The organism is Streptomyces sp. Rer75 (genome assembly GCF_013414305.1).
Taxonomy (GTDB): Bacteria; Actinomycetota; Actinomycetes; order Streptomycetales; family Streptomycetaceae; genus Streptomyces; species Streptomyces himastatinicus.
In genome coordinates this window covers 8,843,021-8,855,197 of the sequence record NZ_CP058693.1, presented here as the reverse complement: position 1 = coordinate 8,855,197, position 12,177 = coordinate 8,843,021, and the positions used below count along the sequence as shown (strand labels likewise).

The 12,177-nt window shown below is 71.1% G+C and carries 11 protein-coding genes; 4 read left to right on the top strand and 7 right to left on the bottom strand.

The annotated features are described in order from the left end of the window. Positions 1 to 101: 101 nt before the first annotated feature. The 5 genes from HYQ63_RS37930 to HYQ63_RS37910 are packed head-to-tail and all read right to left on the bottom strand — an operon-like array spanning position 102 to position 6,395. Positions 102 to 869, bottom strand: a complete 768-nt coding sequence (locus tag HYQ63_RS37930; protein ID WP_179938208.1) for an SDR family NAD(P)-dependent oxidoreductase — start codon at positions 867 to 869, stop codon at positions 102 to 104. A 33-nt stretch (positions 870 to 902) separates the two neighbouring features. Next, on the bottom strand, positions 903 to 2,540 hold the full coding sequence (locus HYQ63_RS37925) for an SMP-30/gluconolactonase/LRE family protein (RefSeq protein ID WP_179938207.1): 1,638 nt from the start codon (positions 2,538 to 2,540) through the stop codon (positions 903 to 905). After that, positions 2,537 to 4,354: an NAD(P)/FAD-dependent oxidoreductase gene (locus HYQ63_RS37920; RefSeq protein WP_179938206.1), complete on the bottom strand. Its 1,818-nt coding sequence runs from the start codon at positions 4,352 to 4,354 to the stop codon at positions 2,537 to 2,539. Before HYQ63_RS37920 ends, HYQ63_RS37925 begins: the two co-directional genes overlap by 4 nt. Before the next feature lie 50 nt (positions 4,355 to 4,404). Continuing rightward, entirely contained in the window at positions 4,405 to 5,007 is a 603-nt protein-coding gene (locus tag HYQ63_RS37915; protein ID WP_179938205.1) for a TetR/AcrR family transcriptional regulator, read from the bottom strand. Continuing rightward, a complete protein-coding gene (locus HYQ63_RS37910; protein WP_179938204.1) occupies positions 5,004 to 6,395 on the bottom strand; it encodes an APC family permease in 1,392 nt (463 codons plus the stop codon). Before HYQ63_RS37910 ends, HYQ63_RS37915 begins: the two co-directional genes overlap by 4 nt. A 174-nt stretch (positions 6,396 to 6,569) precedes the next feature. Between HYQ63_RS37910 and HYQ63_RS37905 the strand changes: the two genes are divergently transcribed. Together HYQ63_RS37905 and HYQ63_RS37900 are read left to right on the top strand one after the other, a co-directional pair. Continuing rightward, positions 6,570 to 7,067: a DUF2975 domain-containing protein gene (locus tag HYQ63_RS37905; RefSeq protein ID WP_179938203.1), complete on the top strand. Its 498-nt coding sequence runs from the start codon at positions 6,570 to 6,572 to the stop codon at positions 7,065 to 7,067. After that, entirely contained in the window at positions 7,067 to 7,315 is a 249-nt protein-coding gene (locus tag HYQ63_RS37900; protein WP_179938202.1) for a helix-turn-helix transcriptional regulator, read from the top strand. The genes HYQ63_RS37905 and HYQ63_RS37900 overlap by 1 nt, the downstream gene beginning before the upstream one ends. Here HYQ63_RS37900 and HYQ63_RS37895 read toward each other — a convergent pair. Beyond that, entirely contained in the window at positions 7,230 to 8,459 is a 1,230-nt protein-coding gene (locus HYQ63_RS37895; protein WP_179938201.1) for an MFS transporter, read from the bottom strand. The genes HYQ63_RS37900 and HYQ63_RS37895 overlap by 86 nt on opposite strands. A 54-nt stretch (positions 8,460 to 8,513) precedes the next feature. Between HYQ63_RS37895 and HYQ63_RS37890 the strand changes: the two genes are divergently transcribed. Continuing rightward, positions 8,514 to 9,302, top strand: coding sequence for a helix-turn-helix transcriptional regulator (locus tag HYQ63_RS37890; protein WP_179938200.1), 789 nt, complete (start codon positions 8,514 to 8,516; stop codon positions 9,300 to 9,302). Here HYQ63_RS37890 and helR read toward each other — a convergent pair. Then, positions 9,292 to 11,475, bottom strand: coding sequence for an RNA polymerase recycling motor ATPase HelR (helR, locus tag HYQ63_RS37885; RefSeq protein WP_179938199.1), 2,184 nt, complete (start codon positions 11,473 to 11,475; stop codon positions 9,292 to 9,294). The two genes, HYQ63_RS37890 and helR, sit on opposite strands and share 11 nt — an antisense overlap. A gap of 290 nt (positions 11,476 to 11,765) precedes the next feature. On the opposite strand from helR, the gene HYQ63_RS37880 reads away from it, so the two are divergent. Next, positions 11,766 to 12,176 (top strand): hypothetical protein, encoded by a 411-nt coding sequence (locus tag HYQ63_RS37880; protein WP_179938198.1) that lies wholly within the window; start codon positions 11,766 to 11,768, stop codon positions 12,174 to 12,176. Position 12,177: the final 1 nt, after the last annotated feature.

Below are 12,177 nucleotides of genomic sequence, written 5' to 3'. Positions count from 1 at the left end.
CGCGGATCCTCGACCGGGTCGGCGAGGTCGAACGAGGAAAGCGTACGCAATCACACGGCCGACCCGGACAATCGTAAATCAACCCATTTATTTGAGGCCGGTCAGACGGCGGCCCAGGCGTCGTCGACCGGGAGGACGGCGCCATTGACGAAGGAGGCGGCGTCGGAGGCCAGGAAGACGATGGCGGCGGCCTGCTCCTCCGCCGATCCGTACCGGCCCATGGTGGCGCCGATCAGCTGACCCACGACGGCGGGTCCGTGGGCCTCCTTCGCGGCATCCACCCGGATGCTGGTCGCGGTGGGGCCGGGGGCGATGGCGTTGGCGCGTATGCCCTGTCCCCGGTACATGACGGCCAGGCTCTTCACCAGGCCGACGATGCCGTGCTTGGAGGCGGTGTACGCGGCGCCCGCCGTGCTGCCGCGCAGGCTGGCCTCGGACGCGGTGAAGACGATCGAGCCGTATCCGGCGGCCAGCATGTGCGGCAGGACCGCACGGGTCAGCAGGAACGGCGCCGTCAGGTTGATCCGGATGACCCGCTCCCACTCGGCGTCGTCGGTCTCGCCGAGCGCGGACATGCGGTCCATGATCCCGGCGTTGTTCACCAGAACGTCCACGCCGCCGAACGCGTCGACGGCCCGCTCGACGACCGTGTCCACCACCCGCTGGTCGCTCAGGTCGCCGACGACCGCCACGGCGGCTCCCCCGGCGGCCTCGATCTCCCCCACGATCTCCTCGGCGCCCGCCCGGTCGACATCGGCCACCAGCACCTTCGCGCCTTCCTGCGCGAACTTCAGGGCCGTGGCCCTGCCGATCCCGGACGCGGCGCCGGTGACGACGACGCCTCGGCCCTCAAGACCCGTACCGCTCATGTGACGCCCCTTCTTCTCTGTGCCATGGCTGTGTCATGTCTTCAGCTGCCACACGGTGCCCTCGCCATTGGCCGCGAGGAGCAGCGAGCCGTCCGGGCCGGTGGCGAGTCCGGCGAACGGGCGGGGAGCGCCGACCATGCCGTGGGTGAACAGCGCGGGCGCGGTCCGGGGAGCGGTGCCCGGGGGCTGTCCGACCGGCAGGTCCTCGGCCTCGGTCCGCCGCTCCCCCGTGCTCAGCGAGATCGCCGTCAGCCTGCGCGGCCCGGTCTCCACCGTGAACAGCGTGTCGCCGAGGACCGCCAGCCCCTGGGGCGCCCCGAGCCCGTCCGCGACCACCGTCGTCGTCCCGTCGTCGCCGATCCGCAGGACGGCCCCGAGCCGGTCGTCGCTCACATGGCACCGTCCCTGGGCGTCGAAGGCCACGTCCACCGGGTGGCCGAGCCCTTCGGCGAGGACGGTGACGGTGTCGCCGTCGTCGATGGACACGACGCGGGCGGCGCCCGCCTCCGCGACGACGAGGGAGCCGTCCGGTGCCACGGTGATGCCGACCGGCTCGTTCAGGCCGGTCACCCGCCGCCGCGTGGTCCGCCGGTCGGGGTCGTGGGTGTGGACGTCGCCGTACTGGGACGTGAAGTGGACGAGTCCGCCCGCGTTGGTCACGCCGTGTACGAAGGGCATCAGGGTGAGCGAGGTGACGCCGCCGTCCTCGCCCGCCCCGTCGGCGGCGACCGGCTCGCCCTCGTCGGCGGGCGCCGGGCTCGCCAGCCGGTAGTGGTCGGCCACGTACACCGTGCCGCCGAGGTCGACCGTCACCCCGTAGGGGCCGTCGAGGCCGCGGGGGACGATCTCCCGGGTGCGGCCGTCGGGGTGCAGTTCGGTGATGCCGCCGCTGGCGTAGCTGGAGACGAACATGCGGTTCTCCGCGTCGAACGCCGCGTTGTCCAGGCCGACCAGGCCGCTGGCGACGAGCGTGCGGGAGCCGCTGCCGTGCAGGTCGATCCGGGTGACGATGCCCTCCGCCCCGCGCGACAGGACGTGCAGCACCCCGCCCCGGTCGAAGCGGACCGCGACCGGCTCGTGCACCTCCTCGGCGACCACCTCGGGCACACCGCCGTCCGGCGGGATCCGCCACACCTGGTTCGTCATCATGTGCGGGTAGTACAGATAGCCGTCCGGGCCGAGTTGCATGGCGTTGCCCAGGGCGAGCCCTTCGGTGAGCACCGCGGCCTCGCCGCCGTCCGGGAACAGCTCCAGCAGCCGGCCGCCGGGCCGCATCTCGTTGACGAAGAGCCGGTCCCCGACGCAGGTGATGCCGTTGACCACCTTCACCTCGTCCGAGACCAGGGTGTACGCGCCCTGCGGGCTGCGCCGCCACACCCGGCCGGGGATGAGGTCGGCGATGTACATCGAGCCGTCCGCGCCGAAGGCGAGGTCGTCCGGCGACTGCACCGGGCCGTCCATCGGTACGACCACCTCGACGTCCCCGGTGGCGGGGTCGACGGCGCTGATCTGCCCGGCGAGGAACTGGGCGACGTACAGCCGCCCGTCCGGGCCGAAGGCGACACCGTTCGAACCCCACAGCGGACTCGGGTGGTTGAGGCGCCGCGCACGCAGGCGTGAGCCGGAGACGGCCGTGTCGCCGCCGAACCGGTTGTGGCCCCGTGTGTTCACGCTTCCTCCGCCTCCACCAGTACGTCGTCCATGCCGCCGTTCGCGCGCCAGCGGCGGAGCAGGTCGTGGAAGGCCACCGGCCCGTCGGCGTACGCGTTGCGCTTCTGGGGCATGCCCTCGTTGTTGTAGTAGCCGGGGGTGCACTCCGCCTGGAAGGTGTGCAGGTCGGGTGCGTTGTCCCGGAGGGCGGCCAGCCATGCGTCCTGCGCCGCGGAGGTGGGTTCGACGTACCGGGCCCGGCGCTTACGGGCCTCGGTGACCATCTCGGCGACGTGCTGGGCCTGTTCGTCGAGGACGTGGACGAAGTTCACGGAGGACGCGTTCTGGAGCGGGCCCAGCTGGAACAGGTTGGGAAAGCCGTGGCTGGAGAAGCCGTGGAGCGTCTTGGGGCCGCCCGCCCAGGCCTCGGAGAGCGGGATGCCGCCCCGGCCGTACACCGGAAGCTGTCCGGAGAGGATCCCGGAGACCCCCACCTCGAAGCCGGTGGCGAAGATGACGCAGTCCACCTCGTACGCGGTGTCGCCGACCACGACGGCGGTCTCCGTCATCCGCTCCACGCCGTGGGTGTCGGCGGTGTCGACCAGGGTGACGTCCGGCCGGTTGAAGGTCTGGAGGTAGTGGTCGCTGAACGTGGGCCGCTTGCACATGTAGCGGTACCAGGGCTTGAGCTTCTCGGCCGTCTCGGGGTCCTCGACCACGGCTTCGACGCGGGCGCGGATCTCGTTCATCTTCTGGAAGTCGGCGATCTCGTAGAGCCGTTCCCGGTCCTCGGGCGGGACGTCCGCGTACGCGTTGGTCGGGATCAGCTTCTCCTGGAGCCGGGCGCTGCTGGTCCAGGAGTCGTTCACCAGGTCCTCGTCCGTGCGCACCCCGGTGACGACCTTCAGGAAGTTCTCCATGCGGCGCCTCTGCCAGCCCGGCTTGAGCGACTCGGCCCACGCGGGGTCGGTGGGGCGGTTGTCGCGCAGGTCGACGGAGGAGGGCGTGCGCTGGAACACGTAGAGGTGCCGGGCGTCCTCCCCGAGGTGGGGCACGACCTGGATGGCGGTGGCGCCGGTGCCGATGAGGGCGACGCGCTTGTCGGCCAGCTTGTGCAGCCCGCCGTTCGCGTCGCCGCCGGTGTAGTCGTAGTCCCAGCGGCTGGTGTGGAAGGTGTGGCCCCGGTAGGTCTCGATGCCGGGGATGCCGGGCAGTTTGGCCTGGCTCAGGGTGCCGGTGGAGGTGATGACGTAGCGGGCCCGTATGCGGTCGCCGCGGTCGGTGGCGACGATCCACTCCCTCTGGCCGTCGTCCCACCGGAGTTCGGTCACCTGGGTCTGGAAGCAGGCGTCGTCGTACAGACCGAAGTGGCGCGCGATGGCCCGCGCGTGCTGCCGGATCTCCTCCCCCGGCGCATAGCGCCACTTGGGGACGTAGCCGACCTCCTCCAGCAGCGGCAGGTAGATGTACGACTCGATGTCGCAGTGGATGCCGGGGTAGCGGTTCCAGTACCAGGTGCCGCCGAAGTCCCCGCCCTTGTCGATCACCCGGATCGGCTCCACGACGCCCGCCTGCCGCAGCCGGGCGGCGGCGAGCAGACCGCCGAAGCCACCGCCGACGATCACCACCTCCACGCGGTCGTGTAAGGGCTCTCGCGTGAACGCGGGGTCGGCGTAGGGATCGTCGGCGTAGTACCCGAACTCTCCCCCGACGCCCCGGTATTGGGCACTGCCATCGGGTCGGATGCGGCGCTCGCGCTCGGCGCGGTAACGGGCGCGCAAGACCTCCGGATCGAAATCGAGGTCCTGCGGCGGACGGGGCGGGGTGGCGGACATCGACGTCCCCCTTCCGGTAGCGGACGTCGAAAATCTATCACCCCAAAAATTTATTCGTCGGCGGCCGGAGGCGTGAGCATCCGCGCGAACGTCTCGGCGATCGCGGCGATGTCCACCGTGGGGTCGTGCATCCACTGGAGCTGAAGGCCGTCCATCACCGCCAGCACCGCCCTGGCCAGGTGGTCGGCCGGTGCGTCGGCCCGGATCTCACCGGTCCGCTGCCCCTCCTCGAAGTCCTGCGCGGCCTCGGCCGCGAGACCCCGGTAGCGCTCGGCGAAGTGGCTGTGCACGGGGCTCTCCGGGTCGGTGGCCGCCGCCGAGAGCGCGACGCCCAGCTTGGCCACCCCGGGGTGGTCGGTGATCAATCGCGTGCCCGCCACCATGCTGTCGATCACGGATTCGCCGTCTCCGGCGGCTCGGGCGAACGCCTTGCCCAGCACATCGCGCCGCTCCAGGACCGCGAGGAGCAGGTCGTCGCGCGTGGGGAAGTAGTACGTCAGCGCGGGCTGCGTCACCCCGACCCGGGCGGCGATGTCCTGGAGGGAGGCTCGCTCTCCGTGCTCGTCGATGGCCTCGTAGGCGGCCTGGAGGATCTGTTCCCGCCGTTCCGCGCTCTTGCGGTACGGACCCCGTGGCTTTCGCTGGTTCGTCACTCCGCAGACCGTACTTCACCGGCTCCCGCCTCGCCGCGAACCGTCATCACCACCTTGTTGAGCACCCACAGCCCGATGCCGATGGCCAGCAGCACCCCCGCCCTGATGTACACGTGTGCGGGCCGGTCGGCCAGCGGGCTGGCCAGCACCAGGGCCGTGATCGCGCCCAGCACCGGCAGCGGGGTCGGGGTGCGGAAGTGCCGGTGTTCGACGCGGTCACGGCGCAGCACGAGCACGGCGACGTTGACGACGACGAACACGCACAGGAGCAGGAACGCCGTGGTGTCGCCGAGCCCTGCGATCTCCCCGGTGGACACCAGACCGATGGCGAGGAGGGAGACGAACACGATCCCGACGACCGGGGTGCGGCGCCCGGCGAGAACGCGCCCCATGGCGCGCGGCAGGATGCGTTCGTTCGCCATGCCGTAGCAGAGGCGGGACGCCATCATGATGTTGATCAGGGCCGAGTTGGTGACCGCGAACAGGGCGATCAGCGCGAACAGCTTGGGCGGGAAGTCGAGCCCGCCGACCTCGACGACCTCCAGCAGGGGGCCGCTCGACCCCTCCAGCACCCGGTAGTCCACGAGCAGGGAGGACACCAGGGCGACGAGGACGTAGACGGTGCCGGTGACGGCGACACCGGTGAAGATGGCGCGCGGGAAGGTGCGCCGGGGGTCCTTGGTCTCCTCGGCCATGTTGACGGAGTCCTCGAAGCCGACGAAGGCGAAGAAGCCGAGGGCCGTCGCCCCCAGCACGCTGGTGAGCAGTGCGTAACCGCTGCCCTCCGCCCGGAACTCGCCGAGCCGCGACGGGTCACCCTCCCCGGACAGCACCGCCCAGGCGCCGGTCACGAGGATGATGAGCAGGCCGGTCAGCTCGACGAGCGTGAGCACCACGTTGGTCTTCACGGACTCCGACACACCCCGCAGGTTGAGCGCGGCCAGGGCGAGGATGAACAGGATCGCGACGAAGGTGGGCGGGAGGGCGTCCGTGAACTCGGCGAGGTAGTCGCCGCTGAAGGCTCGGGCCGCCGCACTCGCCGAGGACAGGCCCGAGCACATGACCATGAAGGCGACGATGAACGTCACGAACGGGACCCCGAACGCCTTCTGGGTGTACAGCGCGGCACCGGCCGCCTGCGGGTACTTGCCGACCAGCTCGACGTACGAGGCCGCCGTCAGGATGGCCACGACGAACCCGATGACGAACGGCAGCCACAGCGCCCCGCCGACCTTGCCCGCGACCTGACCGGTGGTGGCGTAGATCCCGGTGCCGAGGATGTCGCCGATCACGAAGAGGACCAGCAGTCCGGGGCCGATGGCCCGCTTCAGCGGGGTCTCCTCCCCGCTCCCCGGCGCATCGGTGGCATCGCTTCTGGCTGCGGGCACGACGGCTCCCCTGGGGCGTTCTGCGCTGAATAAGGTGATTCCTTCCCGGCGGGCCGGTGGATGATGCCTCGGCGTACTGCAATGAGAGGCACGTGGGGCGAAAGGGTGACGCCGCGGCACTCACCGCGGACGGGATCGATTGACTTTCGATAGATATCGATCGACAATCGATATATGCATCGTCTCTTCATCGCCGCGCTGCGGGCCGGAATCGTCGCCGCGATCCTGATGGGTCTTTTCGGGCAGATCGTCGTCATACCGACGATGGCGGCCGATGAGGTCGACAACTTCCCCCCGTACGCCCCCTTCGCCACGCCCTATGTGACGGTGGCGATCCTCGGCGTCGCGTGCGTCCAAGTCGCGCTCGTCGCCACGTGGATGCTGCTCGACATGGTCCGGCGCGGTGCGATCTTCACGCCGCGGGCCTTCCGATGGGTCGACGTGATCATCGGGTCCTCGATCGTGGCGACGCTGCTGGCGATCGGCGTCACCGCACATCTGGCCCTGGCGTCCATCCCCTCTCCCGGCGACGGCATGGACGTCATCAGCGCGTTGTTCGCCGCGACCGCGAGCGCCGGTGTGGGGGCCTCGTTCGCGATGCTCATCGTCATCATGCGCAGCCTCTTGCGCAAGGCGACCGACCTGGAGACCGAGATGGCCGAGGTCGTCTGATGGCGATCATCGTCGACCTCGACGTCCAGCTCGCCCAACGCAACATGTCCGTCGGCGAGTTCGCCGCCGCCGTCGGCATCACGCCCGCCAACATCGCCGTGCTGAAGAACGGCCGCGCGAAGGCGGTGCGGTTCACGACGCTCGACGCGATCTGCCGCACCCTCAACTGTCAGCCCGGCGACGTGCTGCGCTACGTACCCGACGACGGCCCGGGCGAGGCTCCGGACGAGGCGCCGGACGACGGCTAGCGGCGTCCGGCGCGGTGGGTTCGGGCAGCGCGCGGAACAGCAGCCAGCTCAGGGCGGGCATCAGGATCAGCGGGGTCAGGGCCGTGCGCAGGGAGGTCGCGTGGGCCACGCTGCCGATGAGCGGGGTGACCAGGCCGCCGATGCTGACGGTGAGCCCGAGGGTGATCCCGCCGGCGGTGCCGGTGCGGGTGGGCAGATAGTCCTGGCCGAGGGTGACCTGGAGGGAGAAGGGGACGTACAGGCCGACGGAGGTCAGCGCCACGAACACATGGATCGCCGGTCCGGGCACGAACACGATCCCCGCGACCGCGGCGACCGTGACGAGGTACGACCAGCGGGCGACGGTGACCCGGTCCCAGCGGTTGGCCAGATGGCCGCCCAGCACGGAGCCCACCGCGCCGCCGAGGTAGAGGACGAACAGCGCCGCCGTGCCCGCGGCCGTGCTGCCGCCCGGGCGCGCTTGCGCGTACAGCGAGATGAACGTGCTCAGGCCGGTGAAGACGATGGACCGGCAGACCACGGCCAGCGACAGCTTCACGAACGAGGCGACATCGTCGGTGCCCGTCACCACCGCCGCACCGGAGTCGCCGCGCACCGGGCCGCCCAGTGCGCGCAGGACGGGCAGGCACAGCACACTGCCGACGAGCGCCGGTACGACGAGCAGCGGCGACAGGCGCAGACCGCCGGTGGCCACGACGGCGCCGACCATGAGCGGCGCGGTGGCGAAGCCGAGGTTGCCACCGAGGGAGAACCAGGCCATCGCGCTGTGGCTGCCCTCGCTGACGCGCCGCGCGACGCGCGCGGACTCGGGATGGTAGGCGGCGACCCCGATACCGGACACGGCCACGAACGCCAGCGTCCAGGCGTACGAACCACTCACACCGCTCAGGGCGATCCCCAGCCCGCCGAGGACCGTACTCACCGGCAGCAGCCAGGGCATCGCCCAGCGGTCGGTGAGCGCGCCGAACGCCGGCTGTGCCACCGAGGACAGCAGGGACGCGGCGAGCACGATGCCCGAGACCGCGGCGTAGCTGTAGGCGCGCTCGGCCACGAAGAACGGGACGAGCGACGCGACGGCGCCTTGGTAGACGTCCACGCAGGCGTGGCCGACCGACAGCATGATGATGGATTTGTTCCTGGGCACACCGCCATCGTCATCACCGGGCACCCTGTCGGGCTTCCGATAAACTGCCAACCCATGCCGAAAGTCCGCCATGAGCCGGTGGCCCGCCATGAGCCGGTGGCCCGCCATGAACCCGTGGCGCCGACCCGCACCCAGTGGCTGGCGCCCGGAGCCGCCATCGACGCACACCGCCACGACGACCACCAGATCGTCTACGCGGGCCGCGGAGTGCTGGCCGTGACGACCGGCACCGGCACCTGGATCGCCCCGGGCACGCGCGCCATCTGGGTGCCGGCCGGCACCGTGCACGCCCACCAGGCCCACGGCGAACTGGAACTGCACCTGATCGGGCTGGACGCGAGCGACAACCCGCTCGGGCTGGACGAGCCGACCGTGCTGGCGGTCGGCCCCCTCCTCCGCGAACTGATCCTCGTCTACACGCACACCCCGCACGACGACAGCCCCGAGCGCGGGCGGCTGCGGGCCGTACTGCTCGACCAGTTGCGGGCCTCACCCCAGCAGCCGCTGCACCTGCCCACGCCCACCGCCCCTCCGCTGAAGGCGGTGTGCGAGATCCTGCGCGACGACCCGGCCGACGGCCGCACCCTGGCCGCGCTGGGCAGGGAGGTCGGCGCCAGCGACCGCACGCTCTCCCGCCACTTCAAGGCCGACCTCGGCATGACCTTCCCGCAGTGGCGCACCCAACTGCGCCTGTACCACGCGCTGATCCTGCTGGCGGAGAACCTTCCGGTGACCACCGTGGCGCACCGGTGCGGCTGGTCGTCCGCCAGCGCGTTCATCGATGTGTTCCGCCGTACGTTCGGACACACGCCGGGAACACACCAGCCGATGGCTAGGTCGTGAGGATGACGAGCTGCTGCGTCGCCCGGGTCATCGCCACGTAGCGGTCGACCGCTCCCTCGATGCCCTCGCCGAACTCCTCCGGGTCGACGAGGACGACCAGGTCGAATTCGAGCCCCTTCGACAGCTCCGGGGTCAGCGACCGGACGCGGGACGTCGCCCGGAAGGCGTCGGCTCCGATGTCACCCGTCCCGATGTCACCCGTGCTGATGACGCAGGCGGTCCCCTCGTCGTGTGCGGCGAGCCAGGTGTCGAGGATCGTGTTCAGGTCCGCGACGGAGCCGTGTTCGACGGGGACGTTGCCGCTGCGGATGGAGGTCGGCACGTTGGCGTCCGGGAGTTCGGCCCGGATGACCGGCTCGGCTTCCGCCATGATCTCTTCCGGCGTCCGGTAGTTGATGCTCAGCGAGGCCAGGTTGATCCGGTCGAGCCCGACCCGCTCCAGCCGTTCCTGCCACGACTCCGTGAACCCGTGCCTGGCCTGGGCGCGGTCCCCGACGATGGTGAAGCTCCGGGACGGGCACCGCAGCAGCAGCATCTGCCACTCCGCGTCGGTCAGTTCCTGAGCCTCGTCCACGACGATGTGCGCGAACGGACCGGCGAGCAGGTCCGGGTCGGCGCCGGGCAGTGCGCTCTCGTCGATCAGGCTGTCCTGGAGGTCCCGTCCGCGCAGCATCGTCACCGCGCCTTCCCCGTCGTCATCGGCCGCGAGCACGTTGTCGATGACGTCGGCCATGCGGCGGCGTTCGGCGTCGACGGCGGCCTGGTGCCGGAGCGTGCGCCGGGCCGTCTCCGGATCGCCGAGCCGCTGCCGCGCCGCGTCCAGCAGCGGCAGGTCGGACACCGCCCACGCCTGGGGAGCCTCCTTGCGGCGCAGCTTCCGCACCTCGTCGGGGCCGAGCCAGGGGGCGCACATCCGCAGGTAGGCGGGCACCGACCACAGGTCGCCCACGAGGTCGGCCGCGTCGATCAGCGGCCACGCGCGGTTGAGCGTCGTGACCAGCTCCTCGTCGTGCAGCAGCGACCTCCGGAAGACATCGGGCGAGATCTCCTCGCCGAGCTCGCCGAGCTTGTCCAGCAGGATCGCGGCCAGCTCCGCCCAGATCTGCTCGCGCGCCTCGTTGTGCGGAGTGCCCGGCTCCGGTGCGTCGAACGCCTCCGCCCAGTCGTCGGCACCCAGCCAGACGTCGGCCCAGTCGGTCGTGACCGTCATGCCCTCGGCGGGCGGCTCCTCGTAGAACCTGACGGCCTTCTCGATCGCCGCCACCATGTCCGCGGACGACTTCAGACGGGCCACCTCCGGGTCGGCCTCGATCGCCGCTCCGGCCCCCTCGGCGACAAGGTCCCGCAGCGTGCAGGTCTGCACGCCCTCCTCCCCGAGGCTGGGCAGGACGTCGGCGACGTAGGCCAGATAGGGCTGGTGCGGGCCGACGAACAGCACACCGCCCCGGCGGTGCGCGAGGCGCGGGTCGGAGTAGAGGAGGTAGGCGGAGCGGTGCAGGGCGACGACGGTCTTCCCCGTGCCCGGACCGCCGTCCACGACGAGGGCGCCCCGGGAGCCCGCCCGGATGATGGCGTCCTGGTCGGCCTGGATGGTGCCGAGCACGTCGCGCATCCGTGGCGACCGGTTGCTGCCCAGGCTGGCGATGAAGGCGGACTGGTCGTCCAGCGCGGCGTGCCCGGCGAACCCGTCCGAGGTGAACACCTCGTCCCAGTAGTCGCTGATCCGGCCGAGGGTCCAGCGGTATCTGCGGCGGCTCGCCAGCCCCATCGGGTTGGCGTGGGTGGCCCCGAAGAACGGCTCGGCCGCGGGGGAACGCCAGTCCAGCAGCAGCTGACGGCCCGTGCTGTCCTTGAGGCCGAGCCGTCCGACGTACACGGGCTCAGCGCCGTCCTCGCCGACCATGCGCCCGAGGCACAGGTCCAGGCCGAAGCGGCGCAGCGCGCGCAGGCGGGCGGTCAGCCGGTGGATCTCGGTGTCCCGGTCCATCGCCTGCCTGCCGACGCCACCGGGCGCCTTGCGCGCGGCTTCGAGGCTGTCGGACAGATCGGCGATCGACTGTTCGAGGCACTCCGCGATGGCCGCGAAGTGCCGCTCGTCCCCGGCGATCAGCGCCGGGTCGGCCTTGGGGGAGAGGCGGTCGGGAAGATCGAACGCGCCAGTGGGCCCGCTCACCCCATGCTCCGACAACAACACACGCACGTCGCGACTCCGTTTCGGCAGGTCCTGGCTTCGGCCGGGAATTCTGCGGCACGAGGGGGGCCTTGCCGCAAGGCCCCCGGTGCGCTATACGTTGAGAGTGGCGAGGAGTGGGTGATTGCCCGGCTGCCCGGAACGTTCCGCAGCCGTCCCCGGCGCCGTCCGATCGTTGATCCTTCCCCGCGTTCATCCTGCCCCGCATTCATCCTGCGCAGACGCCCCCGAGTACGACAGAATTGAGAAGACTGTCGTCACAAGGGGGCTTGGTGCGGATCGACGTAGCGGTGAGTGGCGGCGAGGAGGAGCTGCGATCGCTCCACGACTGGCTGGGACGGGATCCGGCCATGCGCCGCGGCGCCCGTGTGGAGCTGGTCCAAGCCCCGCCGTCGCCGGGCCAGATGGGCCTGCTCACCGATGTGTTGCAGTTGGTCACCGACAACGCCTGGAGCGCGGCCTCCTTCGCGCTGGCGCTGTCCACCTGGCGGCAGACACGGCCGCATGCCCGCCGCATCACCGTGCGCCGCGGTGACCTCACGGTCTCCCTCGACGGCGGCGGCGACGAGGAGTTGCGGCGTCTGATCGATGCGCTGGAGCCCCCGGCCGAACCCGCACCGGAGGGGGACGGGGAACGGGACCGGGAGGCCGATGCGGGGGAAGACGCCGGGGAAGGGCGGTAGC

Bases quoted from the DNA above. Each gene is read 5' to 3' on its own strand.
- HYQ63_RS37930 (WP_179938208.1), bottom strand. From the start codon at position 869: ATGAGCGGTACGGGTCTTGAGGGCCGAGGCGTCGTCGTCACCGGCGCC.
- HYQ63_RS37920 (WP_179938206.1), bottom strand. From the start codon at position 4,354: ATGTCCGCCACCCCGCCCCGTCCGCCGCAGGACCTCGATTTCGATCCG.
- HYQ63_RS37905 (WP_179938203.1), top strand. From the start codon at position 6,570: ATGCATCGTCTCTTCATCGCCGCGCTGCGGGCCGGAATCGTCGCCGCG.
- HYQ63_RS37900 (WP_179938202.1), top strand. From the start codon at position 7,067: ATGGCGATCATCGTCGACCTCGACGTCCAGCTCGCCCAACGCAACATG.
- HYQ63_RS37890 (WP_179938200.1), top strand. From the start codon at position 8,514: ATGCCGAAAGTCCGCCATGAGCCGGTGGCCCGCCATGAGCCGGTGGCC.